This is a genomic window from Oxalobacteraceae bacterium OTU3CAMAD1, from assembly GCA_024123915.1.
Classification (GTDB): domain Bacteria; phylum Pseudomonadota; class Gammaproteobacteria; order Burkholderiales; family Burkholderiaceae_D; genus Rugamonas.
Genome location: CP099650.1, coordinates 1,025,361 through 1,049,557 on the forward strand (window position 1 = coordinate 1,025,361; position 24,197 = coordinate 1,049,557).

At 65.3% G+C, this 24,197-nt stretch carries 22 protein-coding genes; 14 read left to right on the forward strand and 8 right to left on the reverse strand.

Going from position 1 to position 24,197, the window contains the following annotated elements; all coding sequences use genetic code 11:
- Positions 1–38: 38 nt before the first annotated feature.
- Positions 39–1,265 carry a glycosyltransferase family 4 protein gene (locus NHH88_04360; GenBank protein USX15037.1) on the reverse strand — a complete coding sequence of 409 codons (1,227 nt, stop codon included), beginning with the start codon at positions 1,263–1,265 and terminating at the stop codon, positions 39–41.
- Between the two features lie 206 nt (positions 1,266–1,471).
- Here NHH88_04360 and NHH88_04365 point away from each other — a divergent pair, with 206 nt between their 5' ends.
- From NHH88_04365 to NHH88_04385, 5 genes are all read left to right on the forward strand, one after another.
- Complete coding sequence (locus tag NHH88_04365) at positions 1,472–3,091, forward strand: NYN domain-containing protein (protein ID USX15038.1); 1,620 nt, start codon at positions 1,472–1,474, stop codon at positions 3,089–3,091.
- 93 nt (positions 3,092–3,184) lie between these two features.
- Positions 3,185–4,036, forward strand: coding sequence for an MOSC N-terminal beta barrel domain-containing protein (locus tag NHH88_04370; protein ID USX15039.1), 852 nt, complete (start codon positions 3,185–3,187; stop codon positions 4,034–4,036).
- Positions 4,037–4,125: 89 nt separating this feature from the next.
- Complete coding sequence (locus NHH88_04375) at positions 4,126–5,316, forward strand: sensor domain-containing diguanylate cyclase (protein USX15040.1); 1,191 nt, start codon at positions 4,126–4,128, stop codon at positions 5,314–5,316.
- Positions 5,317–5,446: 130 nt separating this feature from the next.
- On the forward strand, positions 5,447–7,318 hold the full coding sequence (locus NHH88_04380; GenBank protein ID USX15041.1) for a DUF6055 domain-containing protein: 1,872 nt from the start codon (positions 5,447–5,449) through the stop codon (positions 7,316–7,318).
- Between the two features lie 82 nt (positions 7,319–7,400).
- On the forward strand, positions 7,401–7,961 hold the full coding sequence (locus tag NHH88_04385; GenBank protein USX15042.1) for a hypothetical protein: 561 nt from the start codon (positions 7,401–7,403) through the stop codon (positions 7,959–7,961).
- Between the two features lie 28 nt (positions 7,962–7,989).
- On the opposite strand, the gene NHH88_04390 is transcribed toward NHH88_04385, so the two are convergent.
- Positions 7,990–9,972 carry a cation:proton antiporter gene (locus NHH88_04390; protein USX15043.1) on the reverse strand — a complete coding sequence of 661 codons (1,983 nt, stop codon included), beginning with the start codon at positions 9,970–9,972 and terminating at the stop codon, positions 7,990–7,992.
- A 128-nt stretch (positions 9,973–10,100) separates the two neighbouring features.
- Here NHH88_04390 and NHH88_04395 point away from each other — a divergent pair, with 128 nt between their 5' ends.
- The 8 genes from NHH88_04395 to NHH88_04430 all read left to right on the forward strand — a co-directional run bounded on the left by NHH88_04395 (position 10,101) and on the right by NHH88_04430 (position 16,863).
- Positions 10,101–11,099 carry a KpsF/GutQ family sugar-phosphate isomerase gene (locus NHH88_04395; protein ID USX15044.1) on the forward strand — a complete coding sequence of 333 codons (999 nt, stop codon included), beginning with the start codon at positions 10,101–10,103 and terminating at the stop codon, positions 11,097–11,099.
- Complete coding sequence (locus NHH88_04400) at positions 11,099–11,629, forward strand: HAD hydrolase family protein (GenBank protein ID USX15045.1); 531 nt, start codon at positions 11,099–11,101, stop codon at positions 11,627–11,629. The genes NHH88_04395 and NHH88_04400 overlap by 1 nt, the downstream gene beginning before the upstream one ends.
- A gap of 12 nt (positions 11,630–11,641) precedes the next feature.
- A complete protein-coding gene (lptC, locus tag NHH88_04405; protein USX15046.1) occupies positions 11,642–12,235 on the forward strand; it encodes an LPS export ABC transporter periplasmic protein LptC in 594 nt (197 codons plus the stop codon).
- Between the two features lie 23 nt (positions 12,236–12,258).
- Positions 12,259–12,837: a lipopolysaccharide transport periplasmic protein LptA gene (gene lptA / locus NHH88_04410; GenBank protein USX15047.1), complete on the forward strand. Its 579-nt coding sequence runs from the start codon at positions 12,259–12,261 to the stop codon at positions 12,835–12,837.
- A 2-nt stretch (positions 12,838–12,839) separates the two neighbouring features.
- The gene (gene lptB, locus NHH88_04415; GenBank protein ID USX15048.1) at positions 12,840–13,592 is read left to right on the forward strand and encodes an LPS export ABC transporter ATP-binding protein; all 753 of its coding nucleotides are present in this window, start codon (positions 12,840–12,842) and stop codon (positions 13,590–13,592) included.
- Between the two features lie 9 nt (positions 13,593–13,601).
- The gene (locus NHH88_04420) at positions 13,602–15,083 is read left to right on the forward strand and encodes an RNA polymerase factor sigma-54 (GenBank protein ID USX15049.1); all 1,482 of its coding nucleotides are present in this window, start codon (positions 13,602–13,604) and stop codon (positions 15,081–15,083) included.
- Between the two features lie 75 nt (positions 15,084–15,158).
- Positions 15,159–15,518, forward strand: a complete 360-nt coding sequence (raiA, locus tag NHH88_04425) for a ribosome-associated translation inhibitor RaiA (GenBank protein USX15050.1) — start codon at positions 15,159–15,161, stop codon at positions 15,516–15,518.
- 259 nt (positions 15,519–15,777) lie between these two features.
- Positions 15,778–16,863, forward strand: a complete 1,086-nt coding sequence (locus NHH88_04430) for an enoyl-CoA hydratase/isomerase family protein (protein ID USX15051.1) — start codon at positions 15,778–15,780, stop codon at positions 16,861–16,863.
- Here the strand turns inward: NHH88_04430 and NHH88_04435 are convergent.
- From NHH88_04435 to ilvA, 6 genes are all read right to left on the reverse strand, one after another.
- Positions 16,774–17,967: a chemotaxis response regulator protein-glutamate methylesterase gene (locus NHH88_04435; protein USX15052.1), complete on the reverse strand. Its 1,194-nt coding sequence runs from the start codon at positions 17,965–17,967 to the stop codon at positions 16,774–16,776. The genes NHH88_04430 and NHH88_04435 overlap by 90 nt on opposite strands.
- Before the next feature lie 176 nt (positions 17,968–18,143).
- Positions 18,144–19,004 (reverse strand): RNase adapter RapZ, encoded by an 861-nt coding sequence (gene rapZ, locus NHH88_04440; GenBank protein USX15053.1) that lies wholly within the window; start codon positions 19,002–19,004, stop codon positions 18,144–18,146.
- A 7-nt stretch (positions 19,005–19,011) separates the two neighbouring features.
- Positions 19,012–19,947 carry an HPr(Ser) kinase/phosphatase gene (hprK, locus tag NHH88_04445; protein ID USX15054.1) on the reverse strand — a complete coding sequence of 312 codons (936 nt, stop codon included), beginning with the start codon at positions 19,945–19,947 and terminating at the stop codon, positions 19,012–19,014.
- A gap of 105 nt (positions 19,948–20,052) precedes the next feature.
- Complete coding sequence (locus NHH88_04450) at positions 20,053–20,535, reverse strand: PTS sugar transporter subunit IIA (GenBank protein ID USX15055.1); 483 nt, start codon at positions 20,533–20,535, stop codon at positions 20,053–20,055.
- A gap of 306 nt (positions 20,536–20,841) precedes the next feature.
- Positions 20,842–21,675 carry an NADPH-dependent 7-cyano-7-deazaguanine reductase QueF gene (gene queF / locus NHH88_04455; GenBank protein USX15056.1) on the reverse strand — a complete coding sequence of 278 codons (834 nt, stop codon included), beginning with the start codon at positions 21,673–21,675 and terminating at the stop codon, positions 20,842–20,844.
- 190 nt (positions 21,676–21,865) lie between these two features.
- Positions 21,866–23,401: a threonine ammonia-lyase, biosynthetic gene (ilvA, locus tag NHH88_04460; GenBank protein USX15057.1), complete on the reverse strand. Its 1,536-nt coding sequence runs from the start codon at positions 23,399–23,401 to the stop codon at positions 21,866–21,868.
- A 291-nt stretch (positions 23,402–23,692) separates the two neighbouring features.
- Between ilvA and NHH88_04465 the strand changes: the two genes are divergently transcribed.
- On the forward strand, positions 23,693–24,184 hold the full coding sequence (locus tag NHH88_04465) for a DedA family protein (GenBank protein USX15058.1): 492 nt from the start codon (positions 23,693–23,695) through the stop codon (positions 24,182–24,184).
- Positions 24,185–24,197 lie beyond the last annotated feature (13 nt).

The window sequence follows — 24,197 nt, forward strand, 5'->3', positions numbered from 1 at the left end:
GCGTTCCGCCTAATCCGCCCTACGTGTTTTAGAGCTTGCTAAGGGCGCACGAAATCCAGCAGCGCCGGCATGCAATGCCGGCGCATGTCGTAGCGTTCGACGATGGTTTGGCGGGCGGCGTCGCGCAGGTGCTGTAGTTCTGCGCGCCGTTCCAGCGCGTCGGCCACCCCCGCCGCCAGCGCCTGGTGGTCGAAGAAGTCCACCAGCAAGCCGTTGCGCCCGTGTTCGATCACCTCGCGCACCGGCGCCGTGTCGGACGCGACGATCAGGCAGCCGCAGCTCATCGCCTCCATCAGCGACCACGACAGCACGAACGGGTAGGTCAGGTAGGTGTACACCGCCGCCACCTGCATCAGTTGCGTCAGCACCTCGTGCGGCACTTTGCCGACGAAATGCACGCGGTCGGCATCGATGCCGCCGGCCACCTCGTCGCGGAATATCTGTTTCCACGTTTTGCCCTTGGGCGGCGCGGCGCCGTAGCTGACGCCGTCGCCGCCGACGATGACCACGCGCGCGTTGGGCCGGCGCTTGAGCAGCGCCGGCAGCGCCCGCATGAAGATGTGATAGCCCCGATACGGTTCCAGCTGGCGCGCTACGAACACCACCACCTCGTCGCCGGGGCGCAAGGTGATGCCGGCCGTTCGCAGTTGCACCGAGGCCGCGGCGTCGGGCCGGAAGCGGTCGGTGTCGATGCCGTCGTGGATGACCGAGATGCGCTCGCGGAACCAGGCCGGATGGCGGTCGCGCTGGAACGTGGTCGGCGACAAGGCGCCGTCGGCCACAGACATCGCGTGCAGCAGATGGGTGTTGCGCAGCCGGAGCCGCTGCACCGCCGCCGCGTTCGGCCGCGAGAACTCGGGATCGAAGAACGAGTCGCCGCCCTCGAGCTCATAGTAGTACTCGGCGTAGACCAGCAGTTTGGCCTTGGGGAACACGTCCTTGACGAACAGCGCTTCGCCCCAGCCCGGATGGACGAAGACCACGTCCGGCGCGTAGCCCTCGTCCTTGAGCGCTTGCATGGCGGCGGCGGCCGATTCGCCCCGCAGCACCTTGCTCTGCAGGTCCTTGAGCTGGTGGGGCGCCGCGCGGTCGGCGGCCGCCTCGACCGCGTGGCGCAGGTAGCGCACGCCGGGCGTGGCGACGGCCGGCTCGCACATGCCGAGGCCGACCACTTCGTGCCCCTGGGCCGCCAGCGCGGGCGCCAGGTGCTTGAATTGGCCGGGGAAATTCTGGTGGATGAACAGGTATTTATGGCGTGCTTGCAAGGCGTGACCTATGGTGTGGGAGGGGCGGGAAGCGGACATGCCTGCCAGTATACATTGCCGTCAATCACCACTGCGTGTCTGGCCGGCTGTGCGGTTCGCCGTGCGGCGCCCGTTGTTGGGTATAATCGTTGCATTATCCGCTAGCCGGCCCGCCGCGTTTGCGTTCCGCACCCGCCTCACTTCCTCACTAGATAAAATTACTCTTCATGGCTTCTTCCAACGATAACGTCAGCATGGCGCTGTTCTGCGATTTTGAAAACGTGGCGCTCGGTGTGCGCGACGCCAATTACGACAAGTTCGACATCAAGCCGGTGCTGGAGCGGCTGCTGCTCAAGGGCAGCATCGTGGTCAAGAAGGCGTATTGCGACTGGGACCGCTACAAGGCGTTCAAGGCGCCGATGCACGAGGCCAACTTCGAGCTGATCGAGATCCCGCACGTGCGCCAGTCGGGCAAGAATTCGGCCGACATCCGCATGGTCGTCGACGCGCTCGACTTGTGCTACACCAAGTCGCATGTCGATACCTTCGTCATCATCTCGGGCGATTCCGATTTTTCGCCGCTGGTGTCGAAGCTGCGCGAGAACGCCAAGAAGGTGATCGGCGTCGGCGTCAAGCAGTCGACCTCCGACCTGCTGGTGGCCAACTGCGATGAATTCATTTTCTACGACGACTTGGTGCGCGAGAGCCGCCGAGCCAAGCGCGACGCCGGCGAGGCCAACAAGCCGGCCGTCAAGCGTTCGCCGGAAGAGGAGCGCGGCCGCCGCGAAGAGATGGACAAGCGCCGCAACCAGGCGGTGGAAATCGCCGTCAACACCTTCGAGGCGCTGGTGCTCGAGCGCGGCGACAGCGGCAAGATCTGGGCCTCGGTGCTCAAGGAGGCGATCAAGCGCCGCAAGCCGGACTTCAGCGAATCGTATTATGGCTTCCGCACCTTCGGCAACCTGATCGAGGAATGCAAGGCGCGCGGCCTGCTCGAATTCGGCCGTGACGAAAAATCCGGCGCCTATGTGTACCGCAGCAGCGGCGCGTCCAACGGCGCCCCGCAGGGCGCGGGCGAGACGCAGGCGTCCGACAATGTCGGTGAGGCGCAGGAAGGCGGCAAGCAGGAATCGCGCCGCAGCCGCGGCCGCGGCCGCACCGCCGCCGAGCGTTTCGCCGAACGCCAGGCCGAGCGCCTGGCGCAACAGGCGCGCGCGGGACAGGACGACGACGACCGCAACGATGAGGACGCGGACGCGGACGACAGCGCGGCGGTGGTGGAGGCCTATGCCGCGTGGCAGACCGAGCCGGAGCAAGCCGTCGACCAGTCCGACGCGGCGCCGCAAGCGCAGCCGCCGGCCCAACCGGAATCGGACCGCAATCGCGGCCGTGGACGCGGCAATCGCGGCGGCCGCAAGCAGGGCGAGCGCCAGGGTGGCCAGGGCGCCGTGGCAGCGGCCGAGGCCCCCGTCGTGACGGAGATGGCGGTCGATCTGCCGGTCCCGCCGCCGGTTGCCGAAGCGCACGGCGAAGTGGTCCAGGCCGTGCCCGATGAAGCGGTCGCGCCGGCGCCGGCGAAAAAGAAAAGCGGTGCCAAACCACCGGCGCGCAAGGTGAAAGCCGCGGCCAAACCGCAGGCGGAAGAGAGCAAGCCGGCCAAGGGCGGCAAAGGCGGCAAGGCGCGCAATGCCGCGACGACGGCAGCCGCCGAACCGGCGGCGGTCGCCGCCGAGCCGGCCGCGCCGGTGGTGGTCGAGGTGGCGGAAGCCGCGCCGGCCAAGCCGGCCAAGCCCCGCGCGCCGCGCAAGCCACGCGCCCCCAAGGCCGTCGCCGAATCGAACGAGTAAAGCCCGGCAAGGGGCGGCTGCGGATCGTATAATGACAACGTTACGATCTTATTAACCAGCGCGGCGGATGCCGCCCATAAAGGTAGCCGCCTCATGCCCATCCTTTCCGCCCTCACGCTGTATCCGATCAAATCCTGCGCCGGCGTGCCGCTGCAGGAAGCCACGCTGACCACGGCGGGGTTGATGACCGAGCAGATCTACGACCGCGAATGGATGGTCGTCGACGAGGACGGCGTGGGCATGACGCAACGCGAGCATCCGCGCATGGCGCTCATCACTCCCACGCTGAAAGCCAACACCCTGGAGCTGCGCGCGCCCGGCATGCTGCGCCTGGAAATCCCGCTCGGCCTGCCCGACCCGGACCTGGCGCCGACCTTGTCCACGCAAATCTGGGACCACACCATCCTGGCCTACGACTGCGACGACCTGACGGCCGAATGGTTCACCAAGGCCATCGGCGTGCCGTGCCGCCTGGCGCGCTTCCACGCCAACGCCACCCGCGCCGTCAGCGAGACCTGGACCAAGGGCGTGCCGGCCACCACCTTGTTCTCGGACGGCTATCCGATCCTGGTGGTGGGCGAGTCCTCGCTTGACGACCTCAACGATAAGCTGCGCGGCGCCGGGCGCGAGGCGATCCCGATGAACCGCTTCCGGCCCAACCTCGTCGTCGGCGGCATCGAGGCCTTCGAGGAGGACTACGCCGAGTCGTTCCAGATGGGCGACGCGCTGCTCAAGCCGGTCAAACCGTGCCCGCGCTGTCCGATGCCGTCGATCGACCAGGCCACCGGCGTGTACGGCCCCAACCCCCTCGATCTCATGCAAGGCTACCGCGCCAAACCCGAGCTTGACGGCGCGGTCTGCTTCGGCATGAACAGCATCCTGATCACCGGCGACGGCCAACGCGTGCGCGTCGGTCAGGAAATCGTCGTTACACTGGCGTTTTAATGCACTTGGGCGGCCTAGGGCATTCCCAAGCGGCACAACTTGGCGTAATGTTGCAATGACATGAAACCGGGTGAACAGTAAGGGCAACTATGACGCAAACCGCAACTGGCAAAGTAACGACGCCGACCGACCACGCAACGCGCGCGAACGATCTGGCGGCCGAAAACCAGGCTTTGCGGGCACGCATGGCTTATCTGCTGGAACAGGCCGAACGCAACCACTCGATCATGACGCGCCACCAGGCGTTCGACCTGAACATCGTCGGCGCAGCCAATTTCCCCGAGCTGGTCGGCACCATCTTCCGCGTGCTGCCGGTGATCTCCGAGCTCGACAGCGTCACCCTGAGCCTGGTCGACGAGGGCGCCGACATCCGCGAGGTCATGCTCAAGCTGGACGTGGTGTTCGCCGATTTTCCCGACCTGATCTTCGTCGAGGAGCTCGACGGCCTCGGTTTCGACCTGGGCCAGCGCGGCCCGGGCGCGCCGCCGCCCAAGCCGTTGTTGGGCATGTACGACGCGCAGCGCCACGCGCGGCCGTTCCCGAACGCGCCGGCCGGGCTGCAAAGTGTGGCATTGGTGCCGCTGCTGCGTAACAAACGCGTCATCGGCAGCCTGAACCTGGGCAGCCGCGATCCGACCCGCTTCACGCCCAGCCTGGGCACCGACTTCATCGAGCACATGGCGTCGATCATCGCCATCTGCCTGGAAAACGTCATCAGTAACGAGATGCTCAAGTACATCGGCCTGACCGACTCGCTGACCGGCGTCTACAACCGCCGCTACATCGACCGCCGGCTGCTCGAGGAGATCGCCCGCGCGCGGCGCCAGTCGTACCCGATCTCGTTCATGTACATCGACATCGACCACTTCAAGCGCGTCAACGACACCGTCGGCCATGGCGGCGGCGACGAGGTGCTGCGCGAGGTGGCCACCCGCATCAAGAACGAGCTGCGCGCCTCCGACGCGCTGGCCCGCTTCGGCGGCGAGGAGTTCGTCGTGCTGCTGATCGACGCCAATCTGGAGAGCGCCGCCTTCGTGGCCGAGCGCATCCGCTCGAGCGTGGCCGGCACGATGATCGCGCTCACGCCGTCGCTGCAATTGTCGGTGACGGTGTCGATCGGCGTGGCCTGCCTCAATCCCGGCGACACCGACGGCGACCCGGTCACCGTGGCGCGCACCTGGATCGCCCAGGCCGACACCTTGCTGTACGTGGCCAAGGAAGCGGGCCGCAACCGCGTGGTCAGCGTGCCGCCGGAACCGGCGGACTGCCTTCCCAAATGATAGTTGTGGCAAGATTGCCGTTTCCTTAAAGTTTACTTGCAGAAATCTCCTGGCGTCACTAGTATCAGCTTGCCAATGACTATTGGTGCTCAATTGCTGGTGATGCAGACACTCATAACAGGAGATGAACATGACGATCCGCCACGCAGGCGCCGGGGCCAAGCCCGCGCCGTTGTACACATTGCTGCAACGTTTAGTCCTGGCCGCCGCGTTCGGCGCTGTCGTGCCGTTGACGACGGCGTCGGCCCAGGTCGTCGACCAGGGCACGACGGCCACCGCCTGGGGCCCGGCGACGGTCCGGGGACCGGCCGTCACGCCCGGCACCTGGCGCGCCGGCGGACCCAACCCCGAACAAGCCAACTTCAGGCTGGTCAAGGAATCGACCCACTTCGCCTTCTACTCGGACGAGACGCTGTCCGACGCCGACCTCAACCTGGCCGCCGACACGCTGGAGAACGTCGTCTGGCAAAACCTGTTCAACGCCAACCTGTTCATGCCCGAACCGTTCTTCAACCGGGCCGACAAGATCAAGCCGGCGATCCACATCCATTCCGGCTGGGGCCTGACCGGCGGCGCCTGGGTGGACAGCCAGCGCGCGCTGCACATGGGCATGTGGATCGCGCCGGCGGCGCTGCGGGACCGCTGGGGCCTGACCCACGAGTTCACGCACGGCTGGCAGTCGTGGAGCAACTACAACGGCGGCCTGGCCTGCAACCAGTCCAACACCTGCGGCTGGATCTTCGAGAGCCATGCCAACTTCACGCCGCACCAGCTGCCCGAATACCAGAGCGAGGTGCATTGCTCCGAGATGCTGCCGAACGCGCCGCACCTGTACCTCGGCTCGTCCCGCGACCGCTATTGCAATTGGCAATTCATGGAGTACCTGAAGGACAAGCATGGTTCGGAGGCGGTCACGCAGATCTGGACCACCCCGGGGGGCGACCCGTTCACCAACATCCAGACCTCGCGCGGCTGGAGCGTCTCGCAGCTCAACGACTTCATCGGCGACTGGGCCACGCACAACGTGGTGTGGGACTATAAGGCGACGCCGGCCGCCTTCCGCAACAGCTACGGCAACATCACCTCGGCCGACAAGGCCGAACGCAAGCGCAGGCTGATGCCGCTGGAGGCCCTGGACAACAATTGGACGACCAACCGCCGCTTCGCTTCGCCGTTCTACGGCGCGCCGCAGCGCTTCGGCTACAACGTTGTGCGGCTGTACCCGGTCAACGGCGCGACGACGGTGACGGTCAAGTTCCGTGGCGTCAACCAGTCGGGCTCGGACGCCGACTTCCGCTGGGCGCTGGTGGCGACCAACACGCAGTTCACGTCGGCGCGCCGCAGCGCATTGCAAAAGGGCCTGAACGCCGACCTGACGTTCGCCGTCAATCCGGGCGAGCCGCTGTTCATGGTGGTGGCGGCCACGCCCTCGGCCTTCAAGACCATCGTCTGGGACCAGGACTACAACACCATCTGGCGCTATCCGTACATGATCGAGCTGGCCAACGCCTGGCCGCAGGGCTTCCAGAACGGCCAGCGCGACGCCTGTCCGGCGGGCACCGTGCGCCACGCCAACGGCGCCGGCTGCGCGCCGTCCGGCACGCCTTCCACGGTCTACGTCGGCCCCTACGCCGCCATCCTGCCAGGCGGCCGGGCCAGCGGCACCGCGCGCATCGAGGACCAGGCCATCATCGCCAATGGTTCGGTCACCGGCGGCACGGTGGGTGGCTTGAGCGTGGTCGGCGTGACCGGCAGTAACTGGGGCAACAACAGCTTCAATGTGTCGGGCTCGGCCCAGGTGCGCACCAGCTTCTATCCGCTGGGCTTCTTCGAGCCGAACCAGGGCGCCTCGGGCACCTTGAACCTGTACGGCGACGTCGAGTACCGGGGGGCGGGCCTGAACCTGGGCGCGGGCAACCGCTCCGGCTTCGTGGACGCCGGCTCGACCGTGGGTTCGGCCACCGACATCAACCCCAGGACCACCCTGATCTGGCGGCCCTGAATCCCGGCGCGGGCAAATACCGCTGTTGCCGCATGGAAATAAATGATATGCTTGTTGTCAATTCTTTTACAACAGGCATGTCATGAAAAAATCTTCCCAGGCACTTTTCCTCGGCGTCGCGCTGTGCTGCGCGCTGCCGTGGTCGTCCGACGCCGCCGCCCAGGCGGTGAACGTGCCGTTTCCGCCGGACAGTGCGTCCATCGTCTACAAATCGGACGGCGCCGGCATGATCGTCCAGTTCGGCACCAGCACCGAGTCCGAGTCGTGCAAGGGGCTGGAGCCGATCGGCAAGGTGTTCGCGGCCGATTTGTTGCGCCAGAAGTTGTTGGGATTCGTCTACAAGACGGTGGAGCGCAGCAACCGCCTGCTGGGCGCCTATCCGCAGATCGAGACGGTGGTCAAGGCGGACAAGCCGTTGCAGATCCGGGGCTACTCGAGCTGGAGCGATTCGACCGTCGGCTTCCGCAGCAACGGCTCGTGCGGGCCGCTGACCGCCCAATTCACGCCGCAGCCCCTGCACAAGTATCTGGTGATGTTCAATTTCGCCAACGGTACCTGCACCCAGGACGTCTACGATGTGACCGAGCCGGATCAAAAGGCGCCGGTGGAAACGACCACTATCGCCAGCTGCGAAAAACCGTGACGGCCGGCTGCGCCCGCGCACTCGGGCGCTAGCGCAGCAACCGGCTTTCCGCGCGCGCGACGGCGTCCGCCCCGCCGCGCACCACCACCACGTCGCCCGCCTCGAGCACCGTGTCCGGCCCCGCGTCGAGCTGCGCCTTGCCGCGCCGGACGGTGGTCACCTCGGCGCCCGAGCCGGCCACGTCGATCTCGCCCAGCGGGCGGCCGACGGCGGTGGCGCCGCCGTCCAGGGTGACCGAGTGCAGCCGCTCCAGGTCGGCATCCTCGCCGGCGTCGCTGACGCCACGGAAGTAGCCGCGCAGCGACGCGTAGCGTTCCTCGCGCGCGGCCTGCACCCGGTGCACCACGCGCCGCAGCGGCACGCCCAGCATCACCAGCGCGTGCGAGGCCAGCATCAGGCTGCCCTCCATCAGTTCCGGCACCACCTCGGTCGCGCCGGCCTCCTTGAGCCGGTCCAGGTCGGTGTCGTCGTGCGCGCGCACGATCACCGGCAATGTCGGCGCCAGCTCGTGCACCAGGTGCAGCACCTTGAGCGCCGACGGCGTGCTGGCGTAGGTGATCACCACCGCGCTGGCGCGGTAGATGCCGGCCGCGATCAGGCTCTCGCGCCGCGCGGCGTCGCCGTACGACACTTGCCGCCCGGCCGCCTGGGCCTCCTGCACCCGCTCGGGGTCGAGGTCGAGCGCGTGATACTCGATGTTTTCCTCGCTCAGCAGGGTCGCCAGGCTCTGGCCGCTGCGGCCGAAGCCGGCGACAATCACATGCTTGCTGGTGGACATGGTGCGGCTGGCGATCTTGGTCAGCGCCAGCGATTGCATCATCCACTCGTTGCTCGATACCTTCATGACGATCTGGTCCGACTTGGCGATGAGGAACGGCGCCACCAACATCGACAGCACCATCGACGCCAGCACCACCTGGATGATGAACGGGTCCATCAGCTTGCTGCCGCCGGCCAGGTTCAGCAGCACGAAGCCGAACTCGCCGGCCTGCGCCAGCGCCAGGCCGGTGCGGATCGAGACGCCGTCCGACGAGCCGAACAGCTTGGCCAGGCCGGCGATCAGCGCGAATTTCAGCAGTACCGGGCCGCCCAGCAACACCAGCACCAGCCACCAGTTCTCCAGCACCAGGCGAACGTTGAGCAGCATGCCGATGGTGATGAAGAACAGCCCCAGCAGCACGTCGCGGAAGGGCTTGATGTCCTCCTCCACCTGGTGCCGGTATTCGGTCTCGGAGATAAGCATGCCGGCCACGAAGGCGCCCAGCGCGAGCGACAGGCCGGCGCGCTCGGTGATCCAGGCCGCGCCCAGGGTGATCAAGAGCAGGTTGAGCATGAACAGCTCTTGCGAGCGGCGCTTGACGACGATGGTGAACCAGCCGCGCATCAGGCGGTGGCCGACGAACAGCAGCAGCGCCAGCACGATGACGGCCTTGAGGCCGGCCCAGGCCAGCGTCTCGACCAGCGCGTCGGGGCGCTGGCCCAGCGACGGGATCAGGATCAGCAGCGGCACCACGGCCAGATCCTGGAACAGCAGGATGCCGATGATCTTACGGCCGTGTTCGCTTTCGAGCTCGAGCCGCTCGGTCAGCATCTTGACCACGATGGCGGTCGACGACATGGCCAGCGCGCCGCCGAGCGCGAACGAGGCTTGCCAGCTGATCTGGACGGAGGGGGGCAGCTGGGTGGCGATCGTCCAGCCGAACAGCATGGTGGCGGCGATGGTGAACACCACCTGCGCCATGCCGAGCCCGAAGACGATGCCGCGCATGGCCATCAGTTTGGGGAGCGAGAATTCGAGGCCGATGGAGAACATCAGGAACACCACGCCGAACTCGGCCAGTCCGTGGGTGGCCTCGCTTTGTTCGGCCAGGCCCAGCGCGTGGGGACCGATCAGGATGCCGACGGCCAGGTAGCCGAGCATCGGCGGCAGGTGCATCATGCGGAAAGCGACCACGCCCAACACGGCGCTGCCGAGCAGTATCAGGGTTAATTCCAGGGGTGAAAACGTCATTTCAACATAGCCAGTAGAATAATATTTAGTTGTTCATCGCCGGGGCCGGGCGTTATGTTTTGACTGGCAAGTTTTTTGCTTTCTCAATTCGGCTATACTTGGGTATGAGTGTAACCCATGAAAAAACAATGCTGAAAGCTTTCGACGCAAAAATGGCCGGGAACGCCTTACGGCTGGCCCGTGAAACGTTGCAAAACGAGGCAGACGCCATCGCCGCCCTGAATGCCCGCCTGGGCGACGACGACAGCGTGGTGCGCGCCATCGAACTGTTGCTAAATTGCAAGGGTAGAGTAGTGGTGTCGGGCATCGGCAAGTCCGGCCACATCGGCCGCAAGATCGCCGCGACGCTGGCCTCGACCGGCACGCCGGCGCTGTTCGTGCATCCGGCCGAGGCCGCGCACGGCGACCTCGGCATGGTCACCGCCGACGACGCCTTCATCGCCATTTCGTATTCCGGCGAGAGCGCCGAACTGATGACCATCTTGCCTGTGGTGAAACGCATGGGCAGCAAGGTCATCGCGATGACCGGCAAGCCCGGCTCGAGCCTGGCCGAGATCGCCGACGTCCACCTGAACGTGGCCGTGGCCAAGGAAGCCTGCCCGATGAACCTGGCGCCGACGACGTCGACCACGGTCACCCTGGCGCTGGGCGACGCGCTGGCCGTCGCGCTGCTGGACCTGCGCGGCTTCCGCGAGGAAGATTTCGCGCGCTCCCATCCGGGCGGCGCGCTGGGCCGGCGCCTGTTGACGCACGTGCGCGACGTCATGCGCAGCGGCGACGACGTGCCGAAGGTCGGCGCCGACGTCAAACTGACGGAGGCGCTGCTGGAGATCACGCAAAAAGGCATGGGCATGACCGCCATCGTCGACGCCGACGGCAAGCCGGTCGGCGTGTTCACCGACGGCGACCTGCGCCGCATGATCGAGAAGGTCCAGGACTTCACCAAGGTGGTGATCCGCGACGTGATGCACCCGAATCCGCGCAGCATCTCGCCGGAAAAACTGGCGGTCGACGCCGTGGCCGTGATGGAGCAGTACCGCATCAACCAGATGCTGGTGACCGACGCCGATGGCAAGCTGGTCGGCGCGCTGCACATCCACGACCTGACCCGAGCAAAGGTAATCTGATGACCGAGCTGACTTATGTGGAACGCGCCGCGCGCGTCAAACTGATGATCTTCGACGTCGACGGCGTGCTCACCGACGGCAGCCTGCATTACGGCGCCGACGGCGAGGCGCTCAAGACCTTCAACGTGTACGACGGCCTGGGCATCAAGCTGTTGCAGGAGTCCGGCGTGCAGACGGCCATCATCAGCGCGCGCGTGTCGCCGCAGGTGGTCAAGCGCGCCGCCGACCTCGGCATCGGCTTCCTGCACCAGGGCGGACACGACAAACTGACGCCGTTCAACGCGCTGCTGGACAAGACCGGCTTGACGGCCGAGCAGGTCGGCTTCATCGGCGACGACATCGTCGACCTGCCGATCCTGACGCGGGTCGGCTTCGCGGTGGCGGTGCCGGGCGGGCGCAAGGAGGTGCTCGAGCGCGCCCACCACGTGACGGTGGCGCAGGGCGGACGCGGCGCGGTGCGCGAAGTGTGCGAACTGCTGCTGCACGCGCAGGGCACTTACGAGCGCGTGCTGGCGCAGTTCATGGTGTGACGGAGTGTAATCATGCGTAAAAGAACAGCACATCGCTGGCAGCTGACGCTGACCATGATCATCGGCGTGTTTGTCGCCGTCGGCAGCTTTTGGCTGGTGCAGGTGGTCAACCAGTCCGGCCAGGAGCAGCAGGCCGACCAGTTCCTCAACGAACCGGACTACATCATCGACCGCTTCAGCCTGGTGCGCATGACCAAGGAGGGCAAGCCGGCCTACATCATCTCCGGCGACAAGCTGACCCACCGGCCGATCGACGACTCGTCCGACATCGACAAGCCGTTCCTGAACAGCCTGTCGGGCCAGCAGCCGCCGATGACGATCCACGCCGACACCGCGCGGGTCGACCAGAACAACACGCGGGTCACGCTCAACGGCAATGTCGACGTGGTGCGGCCGGCTTCGCCGAAGGCCGAGGCGATGCGCCTGCAGACCAGCACGCTGACGGTGTTCCCGGACGAAGAGCGGATGGAAACCAAGGCGCCGGTGCAGATGAAGCTGGGCAGCACGACCTCCAGCGGCACCGGCATGAAAACCAATAACGCCACGCGCCAGTTGCAACTGGGCGGGCGCGGAACGATCACGATGCCGCCGAAGGCGCCACGTTAAAAACAGATATGAAGGACACGACGATGAAAAAACTGATACTGTCGGCCGCCTTGCTGCTGGCCGCCCTGGGCGCGGCCCATGCCGAAAAAGCCGACTCCAACAAGCCGACCGAGATTTCCTTCGACAACCTCGACGCCGACGACGTCAAGCAGATCAAGACCTTCACCGGCAACGTCGTGCTGACGCGCGGCACTTTGCTGATGAAGTCGCCCAAGGCGGTGGTCACCGAAGATCCGGAAGGCTACTCCTTCGTGGTGCTGACGGCCGGCGGCGGCACGCAGGCGACATTCCGCCAAAAGCTCGACGGCGCCGGCGACCAGTGGGTCGAGGGTCGCGCCGACCGCATCGAGTACGACAGCAAGACCGAGCTGGTCAAGCTGTTCTCGAAGGCGCAGATCAAGAAGCTGGAAGGCAGCAAGACCGCCAGCCAGGTCGACGGCGAGTTCATCTCGTATGACAGCCGGCGCGAATTCTTCGCCGTGAAGAACACCCCGACCGGCGAAAGCAAGCCGGGCGCCGGCCGCAGCACGATGGTGATCCAGCCGTCGGTCAAGCAGGCGCCAGCGCCGGCACCCGCGACCAACCCAGCGGCGGGGAAATAAGCATGGAGCCAACATGCGGTAGCACCCTGATCGTGCGCGGCCTGCAAAAGACCTACGGCAAGCGCCAGGTCGTGCATGACGTCTCGCTGCAAGTCGAATGCGGCGAAGTGGTCGGCCTGCTCGGCCCCAACGGCGCCGGCAAGACCACTTCGTTCTATATGATCGTCGGCCTGGTGCCGTCGGACGCCGGCACCATCGACATCAGCGGCGTCGACATCTCCTCGCTGCCGATCCACCGCCGCGCTTCGCTCGGCCTGTCCTACCTGCCACAGGAGGCTTCGGTGTTCCGCAAGCTGACCGTGGAAGAGAATATCCGCGCCGTCCTCGAAATCCAGAAAGTGGACGGCAAGCCTTTATCCAAGGCTGCCATCGATGAACGGCTCAATACCCTGCTGGCCGATCTGCAAATCGAAAAGCTGCGCGAAAACCAGGCGCTGTCGCTGTCCGGCGGCGAACGCCGCCGCGTGGAGATCGCCCGCGCGCTGGCCACCAACCCGCGCTTCGTGCTGCTGGACGAACCTTTCGCCGGGGTCGACCCGATTGCCGTCATTGAGATCCAGCGCATCGTGCGCTTCCTCAAGGAACGCAATATCGGCGTCCTCATTACCGATCACAATGTGCGCGAGACGCTGGGCATCTGCGACCGCGCATATATCATCAACCAGGGCTCGGTTCTGGCTTCAGGCCGGCCGGACGACATCATCGCCGACGAGTCGGTCCGCCGCGTGTACCTGGGTGAACACTTCAGAATGTAATCGCGCCCCATGAAACAGTCATTGCAACTGCGCACGTCGCAGCACCTCGCGCTGACACCCCAGCTGCAGCAGTCGATCCGTCTGCTGCAGCTGTCCACGCTGGAGCTGCACCAGGAGCTCGAGCAGCTACTCACCGACAATCCCTTGCTCGAGCGCCTGGACGACCCGCTCGACCGTTCGCTGCGGCTGCTGTCCGACGGCGCCATCAGCCAGCAGGCGCCGTCCGGCGAGGCCCCGCCCGAAGGCCCGCCGAACCAGCAGGACGCGCCGGCCCCCGCCGACGCCGACAACTACGACGGCCCGGCCGCCGATACCGAAAGTACCAGCAGCGAGGCCGATGTCGACTGGAGCGACGCCGGCCGCAGCAAGGCGCCCGACGACGAGGACGCGCGTCCGCAACTGGAGGCGAACCACTGCACCCTGCGCGAGCACCTGATGGAGCAGATGCGCGTGACCGTGCTGGAGATGCGCGACCGCGCGCTGGTCGAGCTGATCATCGACGCGCTCGACGAGAACGGCTACCTGGAGGAGCCGCTGGAAGAGATCCACGCGCGCCTGCCGGAGGAACTGGAAGTCGACATCGACGAACTGCGCACCGCCTTGTCGATGCTGCAAAGTTTCGATCCGATGGGCGTGGGCGCGCGCAACGCCTCCGAATGCCTGGCGCTGCAGATCAAGCGCCTGCCCGGCATCGCGCTGGTGACGCGGCGCATGGCGCTGACCATCGTCGAGAACCATTTGACCTGGTTCGCCCAGCGCGATTTCAACAAGCTGAAAAAGGCGCTGGTGTGCGACGACGAGGATCTGCGCGAGGCGCAGGCCGTCATCCGCCTCTGCAATCCGCATCCGGGCTCGGCCTTCGCGTCGGACGTGTCGGACTACGTGGTGCCGGACGTGATCGTCAAGAAGTCGCGCACCGGCTGGCAGGTCAGCCTCAACAACGACGTCATGCCGCGCCTGCGGGTCAACGCCATGTACGCCAACCTGCTCAAGCAGGGCAAGGGCGAGGGCGCGATGGGCGCCCAGCTGCAGGAAGCCAAGTGGCTGATCAAGAATATGCGCCAGCGCTTCGACACCATCCTGCGCGTGGCGCAAGCGATAGTAGAAAGACAAAAGAACTTTTTCTCGCACGGCGCCGTTGCCATGCGCCCCCTTGTGCTTCGCGAAATTGCTGATACACTGGGTTTACACGAGAGCACTATTTCTCGGGTGACGACTCAAAAGTACATGCTGACGCCGCACGGCATGTTTGAGTTGAAATATTTCTTTGGTAGCCACGTCGCCACCGAAGCGGGCGGTGAAGCAAGTTCGACGGCGATACGGGCACTCATTGTGCAATTGACAGGAGCTGAAGACCCTAAAAATCCTTTATCCGACAGTAAGATTGCGGACATGCTGGGAGAACAAGGCATGGTGATTGCGCGACGGACTGTTGCCAAATATCGCGAAGCGTTGAAAATCCCTCCCGTCAGTCTCCGCAAGTCTTTGTAGTTACTTGGTCACTGTGCGCCCGGCCGCAATGGGCGCGGCACTGACCGTAAGCGACATTTATCTTTAGGAGCGTGTATGAATCTGACCATCAGTGGACATCATCTCGAAGTGACCGCGGCCATCCGCGAATACGTACAGAACAAACTGGAACGTGTCACTCGTCACTTCGATCAAGTTATTGATATTGCTGTCATCCTGACTGTAGATAACCTTAAAGAGAAATCCAAGCGCCAAAAGGCTGAAATCAATCTGCGTCTGTCGGGTAAAACCGTGTACGTGGAAAGCCTGTCCCAAGACCTGTACGCCGCGATCGACACCCTGGTCGACAAGCTTGACCGGCAGGTCATGAAATACAAATCCAAAGTTCAGCAGCACGGCCACGATGCGATCAAGCATCTCCCGGATAGCTACGAACCCGCTGCCGCCGCCCTATAACAACGGCCTCCGGCACCATCCAACAAAGGGCGCAAGGGCGCCCTTTTTTGTGCCCGCGTTTTTGTCCGCTTCCGTGTCCGCTTCCGTGTCCGCTTCCGATTCGATGAAAATAATTTATCCCGTTTCGGCGGTAGAATAGGCGCTTAACCCGCACGGCCAGGCGGGGTCGTACCCGACGGGTACGACCCCTAAGCGGTACGGCGAGCGTCCCGCTGCAAGCATGCGGGTTTGATAGATTTTCACGTAAGGCGGCGGCATCATGAGCGAATTGGTCCACACCAGCATCGTCAACGGCACCGGCTTCATCACACTGGACCGGCCCAAGGCGTTGAACTCGCTGTCCCTGGAGATGCTGCGCGCCATCACGACGGCGCTGCTGGCGTGGCGCGACGATTCCGCCGTCGCCGCCGTCGTTATCCGCTCCAGCAGCGGTAAGGCCTTCTGCGCCGGCGGCGATATCCGTTTCTTCTACGAGGCCGGGCGCGCCACGCCGCAGGCCGGCAGCGCGCTGCTCGAGGATTTCTTCACCGAGGAGTACTCCCTCAACCACCTGGTCCACAGCTATCCGAAGCCGTACATCGCGCTGATGGACGGCGTGGTCATGGGCGGCGGCATGGGCATCGCGCAGAGCGGCCCGGACAGCCGGGTGCGCATCGTCACCGAGCGCACGAAGATGGCGATGCCGGAGGTGAACATCGGCCTGTTCCCGGATGTGGGCGGCAGCTATTTCCTGTCGCGCGCGCCGGGCGGGCTGGGGCGCTATCTGGGCGTGACCGGCGTGACGATAGGCGCGGCCGACGCGCTGTATGCCGGCCTGTCCGACCACTATGTGCCGGCGGACGCACTGGAGCTGCTGCATGCGATCCTGGAATCGACCCCGGGCGCGGAACTGGTCGAGGCGATCGCGGCCTTCGCGGAGCCGTTCACGGGCGCGGTCGGGCCGGGCAGGCTGGAGGCCGAGCGCGCGGCCATCGACCGCCACTTCGGCGCCGGCTCGGTGGCGGCCATCGTCGCCTCGCTGCAGGCGGACGCGAGTCCGTTCGCCAGCGGAACGATGGCGACGATGGCGAGCCGCTCGCCGTCGATGATGTGCGTGACGCACGAGCTGATACGGCGCGGCGCGGCGCTGGATATGGCCGGCTGCCTGCGCATGGAGCGCGCGCTGGTGCGCCGCGTCTTCGAGAACGGCGAGGTGATCGAAGGCGTGCGCGCGCTTGTCATCGACAAGGACAACGCGCCGCAATGGCGCCCGCCGTCAATCGCGGAGGTCGGCGAGGAGCAGGTGGCGCGCTGGTTCGCGCCGGTCTGGCCCGAGCACGCCCACCCGCTGCGCCACCTGGCCTAGCCGGCCCTCCGCCTGGATTGCCGCCGCGATCCCGCCCAGCGGCAGCACGGCGCACGCGGCGTCCATCCTGACAGCTTGCTTGGGCATGCCGTACACCACGCAGCTGGCCTCGTCCTGGGCGATGGTGTGGGCGCCGGCGTCGCGCATCGCGCGCAGGCCGCGCGCGCCGTCGTCGCCCATGCCGGTCATGATCACCCCCAGCGCGTTGGGGCCGGCGCACCGCGCGAGCGAGCCGAACAGGACATCGACCGCCGGCCGGTGGCGGTTGACGTGCGGGTCTTCCGTGATCTCGACGAAGTATCCGGTGCCGCTGCGCTGTACTCGCATGTGCCGCCCGCCCGGGGCGATCAGGGCCGTGCCCGGCAGGACGCGGTCGCCGTGCCGCGCCTCGCGCACCGCGATCCGGCATACGCGGTCGAGGCCACGGGCGAAGCCGTCGGTGAATTTTTCCGGCATGTGCTGGACGATGACGATGCCGGGACAGCTCACCGGCAGGGCGGAGAGCACCAGTTCCAGCGCGCGGGTGCCGCCAAGGGAGGCGCCGAGGGCCACGATCGTGTCGGTGGCGGCCGCGTGGCGGACGACGGGCGGGGCGGATGGCGTGGCGGCATTGGAGCGGGATATAGGCCCGCTTGCCCGCGCCAGGCCGGCGGCGGCGGCGGGGGCGGCGCGCGCGGCAGCCTTGACGACACGCAGCAGATCCAGGGCCCTGGCGAACGAGACCTGCTCGAGCCCGGGCCGGGGCTTGGCGACCACGGCGACCGCGCCGGCCGCCAATGCCATCCGCGTGGTCTCGATGCCGCGCTCGGTGAGCGTGGAACAGATCACCACCGGCGTCGGCCGCTCGCGCATCAAGCGCCGCAGGAAGCCCATGCCGTCCATGCGCGGCATCTCCACGTCCAGCAGGATTACGTCCGGCCAGTCGCCGGCCATGGCGTCCATCGCGTGAAGCGGATCGCCGGCGGCGCCGATGACGGCGACGGCGGGGTCGCCGGCCAGCAGCGCCGCGAGGGTCCGGCGCACCGGCGCCGAATCGTCGACGATCATCACCTTGATCGCGGGGCGGTCAGGCGTCGGGCTTGCGGAGGAGTGGCGGCCTGACATTTTGTCTTTTAGGAATTAGTGTTGCGATGTTGAAATCATCGCAGCACTCTTCCTCCGCGCCCATAGGGCGGGGACGGTTCTTCCGTCGGGAAGATGGAAGTTGCCTGGTAGGGAATTCCTTACGCACGGCCCGGGGAAGGCCGCCGGCCATGCGTGGCAGGTGCCAGGTTAATGGGTTATTGCTCGCGGTGGCGCAGGACCACGCGTTCGTTGGGGTGGAAATAGGCGGCCAGTTTTTCGGCCATGTAGACCGAGCGGTGCTGGCCGCCGGTGCAGCCCAGCGCCACCGTCAGGTAGCTGCGGTTGTCGGTCTTGAAGAACGGCAGCCACTTTTCAACAAACGCACGGATATCGCCCATCATCTCGATGGCGCTGGGCTGGGCGTCGAGAAAATCGATCACCGGCGCGTCGCGGCCCGTCAGCGGGCGCAACGTCAGGTCGTAATACGGGTTCGGCAGGGCGCGCACATCGAACACGAAATCGGCGTCCATCGGCACGCCCAGCTTGAAGGCGAACGATTCGAAGAACAAGGTCAGCGGCGCGCCCTCGCTGGCGACCAGGTCCTTGACCCAGGCGCGCAGTTTGTTGGCGCTTAGTTCCGACGTATCGACCACGTGGCCCAACTGCTCGATGGCCGACAGCCGCTCGCGCTCCTCCATAATGCATTCGATCAAGGTGCGGCGCGCGGCCGGATTCTGGCCCGGACGCAACTCGTGCGACAGCGGATGGCTGCGGCGCGTCTCCGAGAAGCGCGCCACCAGCGAGTGCGTGTTCGCGGTCAGGAACATGACCTTGACGTCGTGTCCCTCTTCGCGCAGGCGCTTGACGTCGGCCGGCAGCGAAGCGAGCGATTCGGCGCTGCGGGCGTCGACGGCCACCGCCAGCGCCTGCAAGCCTTCCTCGGCCAGGGTCGCGACCAGGTTCGACAGCAATGCCGGCGGCAGGTTGTCGACACAGTAGTGGCCGGTGTCTTCCAGCACGTTCAGGGCCACCGATTTGCCGGAGCCGGATATACCTGTGATGAGGACGATACGCATGATGGCTTTAATCTCCGCTCATGGCTTGTCTCTGACGCTCCATGAACTCTTGTAAGGTGTCGATGCCGCGCAATTGCAGTATCGTGTTGCGGACGGCGGCTTCCAGCAGCACCGCGATGTTGCGGCCGGCCGCCACCGGGATGACGACCTTGCGGATCGGCAGGCCCAGCACGTCCTCGGTCGGGAACTGGAACGGCAGCCGCTCCACTTCCTCTTCCGCCGCGCCACGGCGCACCAGGTGCACGATCAGCTTCAGGCGCATCTTGCGGCGCACCGCCGTCTCGCCGAAGATCGCCTTGATGTCCAGCAAGCCCAGCCCGCGCACTTCCAGCAGATTCTGCAGCAGGGCCGGGCAGCGGCCCTCGATCATGTTGGGCGCGATGCGCGAAAACTCGACCGCGTCGTCGGCCACCAGGCCGTGCGAGCGCGAAATCAGTTCCAGGCCCAGCTCGCTCTTGCCCAGGCCCGAGTCGCCGGTGATCAGCACGCCCACGCCCAGCACGTCCATGAAGACGCCGTGCATGATGATGCGTTGCGCCAGCTTCTTGGAAAGATACACGCGCAGGAAGTCGATCACCTGTGCGGCAGGTAACGGAGTGGAGAACAGCGGGATGTTTTTTTCGTCGCAGATGGCCAGGATGTCGGGCGGCGTTTCCAGACCCTGGGCGATGATCAGCGCCGGCGGGCCGCCAGCGATCAGCTCGCCAATGACGTGGGCGCGCGTGAGCGCCTTCAAGCGCTGGTAGTAATTGATTTCCTGGTGCCCGAAGACCTGGATGCGGCCCGGGTGGATGGTGTTCAGGTGGCCGACCTGGTCGGCGGCGGAGGCGACGTCGCCGGAGATGAGGCGCTCGCCGCCGGGAAAGCCGGCGAACCAGCCGAGCTGCAAACTCTCGCGATTGTCGTCGTAAAGCCTTTGTATCGTCAGCGGCGTTTGCAGCATGGGTCGTCTTATCTCGAGGTTGAACGGGGGCTACGCCCTAGTTTAACCTATTGTCCGGCACCTCATGCTTGCAAGCCACTTATCAGCCGCTTGGCGACGCGCTTTTTAGCCGGCCGCCTGCAGGCTCGGCATCCAGTTGATGATGCGCGAGTGCACCGATTTCGGGTCCGGGTCGGTGGAGAGCGCGGTGCGGAAGGCGTCGTCGGAGAACATCTCGGCGATCTCCGACAGGATTTCCAGGTGCTGCTGGGTGACGTGGTCCGGGATCAACAGGAAGAACAGCAGGTTGACCGGCTTGCCGTCGGGCGACTCGAACGGAATCGGCTCGGCCAGGCGGACGAACGCCGCCAGCGGCGACTTCAGGCTCTTCATGCCCTTGATGCGGCCGTGCGGCACGGCCACGCCATGACCGAGCCCGGTGGAACCGAGGCGCTCGCGCGCGAACAGGTTGTCCGAGACGGTGGAGCGGGCGATACCGCAATTGTTTTCGAAGATCAGACCAGCTTGCTCGAATGCCCGCTTCTTGCTGGAGACTTCCAGGTCAAGCAGCACATTGTCGAGTGAGAGTATTTTGCTCAGGTTATTCATAAGACGATAAGAATGTTACGACGCACAAGGCGTGCCGCCGAATTATAGGCTTGTTTGTGCGCCATGTAACATGAATTCGCTCGCGCCGGCGTTGCTTTGGTGTCAGGCGGCCGGCGCGTTGGGCCGCCACGGGCGTTATTGAAAATGCACGACAGAAAGCATTTGCTATTTATGCGCAATAAAGCGTGAAAACGCCGGTTTTTCGCCGCAAAGCGACGGGCTTTTCCGATTTTTCGCGTTTTTCAACAGATGGGCTCGTTTCTTGTGAAAATCGCACCATGGCTCACATCATACGCCTGATTTTTGCTATTGACGTGCGCCGCGCAGGTTCGGCGGTTTCTGCGCCGTGCTGAAATTGCTGCGCCATGGATTGATGTCGAGCCCGCCCCGGCGGGTGTAGCGCGCGTACACCGCCAGTTGCTGCGGCGCGCACTGGCGCAGGATGTCGACGAAGATGCGTTCCACGCATTGCTCGTGGAATTCGTTGTGCTCGCGGAAACCGATCAGGTATTTCAATAAACCTTCCTGGTCGATTTGCGGGCCTGCATAATGGATTTGCACGCTGGCCCAGTCGGGCTGGCCGGTGACCAGGCAGTTCGACTTGAGCAGGTGGGACACCAGTTTTTCCTCGACCGGTTCCTCGTCGTGCGCGGCCTTGAGGATTTCCGGCGACGGGCTGTAGTTGTCGACCTCGATGTCGAGGCGGTCCAGCAGCAGGCCGTCGAGTTCGCCCATCGAAATCATGCCGAATTCCTCCGGCTGGGTGATGGTGATGTGGACGTTGGCACCGGCCGCCTCGGTCAGGTCCTGCTGCAGCAGCGACTTGAGCGCCACCACGTTTTCCAGGCGGGTCTGGTTGAACGAGTTCAGGTAGAGCTTGAACGATTTCGATTCGATGATGTTGGGCGAATCGGCCGGGAAGGTCACGCGGGCGATCGCCACCTGCGGTTTGCCGCGCTGGTTGAGCCAGGAGATCTCGTAGGCGTTCCAGATGTCGACGCCGAAGAAGGGCAGGGTGCCGGCCAGGCCCAGCTCGTCGCGCTTGCCCTGGCGCGGGATGGGGAACAGCAGCTCCGGCGCGTAATCGGTGCGGTAGGCGGAGGTTTTTCCCAGCGGGGACAGGTCGACGGAGTTGGTCATGGCGGTGTGCGAAACGGTAAAGGTGAAATGGTAGCCTAATTTCACCGTACCATGTCGCGGCCCGCTCCTGATCACGTAGGGCGGATTAGGCGGGACGCCGTAATCGGCCAATGCGTGCGCCGTCGAAACGCATGCATGGCGGATTACGCTTCGCTAATCCGCCCTACGTGGTTCAGAAGGCGCTGACGCCCTAGCCCAGGAACAGCTTGTAGACCGGATTGGCGCTCTCGTCCCAATAGCGGTAGCCGAGCGTGGTGAGGAACTGCGCGAAGGCCCCCATCTCCTCGGACGGCACCTGCAAACCGATCAGGATGCGGCCGACGTCGCCGCCCTGGCTGCGGTAATGGCACAGCGAGATGTTCCAGTTCGGCGCCATGCTGTCGAGGAAGCGCATCAGCGCGCCCGGGCGCTCCGGAAACTCGAAGCGGTACAGCAGCTCGTCCTTGGCCAGCCCGCTCTTGCCGCCGACCAGGTGGCGGATGTGGGCCTTGGCCAGCTCGTCGTGGGTCAGGTCCAACGTCTTGAAATCGTGCTCCTCGAACTTGCGCGCCAGCGCGCCGGACTCGCCGCGGTCGGCGATCTGCACGCCGACGAACACGTGCGCCTCGTCCTTGTCGCTGATGCGGTAGTTGAACTCGGTCACATTGCGCGGCCCCACCAGCGAGCAGAAGCGCTTGAAGCTGCCGCGCTGCTCCGGCAAGGTGACGGCAAACACCGCCTCGCGCGCCTCGCCCAGTTCGGCGCGCTCGGCGACGAAGCGCAGGCGGTCGAAATTCATGTTGGCGCCGCAGGCGATGGTGATCAGGGTCTCGTTCCTGATCGGGTCCTTGGTCATGGCCGCGCGCTCGATATAGGCCTTGGCGCCGGCGATGGCCAGCGCGCCGGCCGGCTCCAGGATGCTGCGGGTGTCGGTGAACACATCCTTGATGGCGGCGCTGATGGCGTCGGTGTCGACGATGATGATGTCGTCGACCAGTTCGCGCGCGATGCGGAAGGTTTCCTCGCCGACCAGGCGCACGGCGGTGCCGTCGGAGAACAGGCCGACGTCGGCCAGGGTGACGCGCTCTCCCGCCTTGATGCTGCGCGCCATGGCGTCCGAATCGATGGTCTGCACGCCGATGATCTTGATGTCCGGACGGATCGCCTTGACGTACGAGGCCACGCCGGCGATCAGGCCGCCGCCGCCGATGGCCACGAAGATGGCGTGGATCGGACCGGAATGCTGGCGCAGGATTTCCATGCCGATGGTGCCCTGGCCGGCGATGACGTCCGGATCGTCGAACGGATGGACGAAAGTCAGCTTCTGTTCCTGCTCCAGGGTCAGCGCGTGGTTGTAGGCGTCGGTATAGGACTCGCCGTGCAGCACCACCTCGACGTCGGCGCCGCCGCGCGCCTTGACGGCGTCGATCTTCACTTGCGGGGTGGTGGTCGGCATGACGATCAGCGCGCGGCAGCCCAGCTTGGCCGCCGACAGCGCCACGCCCTGGGCGTGGTTACCGGCCGAGGCGCAGATGACGCCGCGCTTGCGCTGGGCGTCGCTCAGGTGGGCCATCTTGTTGTAGGCGCCGCGAATCTTGAAGCTGAACACGCTCTGCATGTCCTCGCGCTTGAAATAAATTCGGTTCTCGTAGCGCTGCGACAGGGTCGGCGCGAGTTCCAGCGGGGTTTCATCAGCGACGTCATAGACGCGCGCGGTCAGGATTTTCTTCAGATAGTCGATAGTCATGGTCTGCAAACAGTGATTCCAGAGGGCCGGAGCCAAAAAAACCTCGGGGGTCAGGTCCGACATTCGGACACGAGCTGTGCCGTAGCCGCAGTTACGGCACAGCTCGTGTCCGAATGTCGGACCTGACCCCGCTGGGGGATTTGGTTCCGCAGTTGTTCGATGCTAACTATCCGGCGGGTGACCGGGTCGGGCAGGGGCGCGGGTCGTGGCCGGTGGGCCAGGACCGAACTGTTCAATCGTGCGGTGTGCGGATCATTATAATGGACACCTTTCGTCCCGCTAAAGAAACCGATGATCGAATCTGCAATCGCCTGGCTGCTCAATGTGCTCGCGGCGCCGGAAGTGGGCCTGACATCGGTCTTCATCATCAGTTTCGTCTCCGCCACCCTGGTGCCGCTGGGCTCGGAACCGGCGGTGTTCGCGGTGATCAAGGCCAATCCCGAGCTGTTCTGGAGCGCCATCGGCGTGGCCACCGTCGGCAACACCCTCGGCGGCGCCGTCGATTACTGGATCGGCTACCAGGCCAAGACCACCTTCGCCAAGGAGCGCAAGAGCCGCTGGTTCCATTGGCTGGAGCGCTATGGCGCCAAGACCATGCTGCTGGCCTGGCTCCCCGGCATCGGCGATCCGCTGTGCACCTTGGGCGGCTGGCTCAAACTGCCTTTCTGGCCCAGCCTGGCCTACATGGCCGTCGGTAAACTGCTGCGCTACCTGACCATGACCACGTTGCTGTTGTATGTGCCGGACGGCGTCTGGCACCGGATCGGGCAAATGCTGGGCTAATCTGGTGCAATGG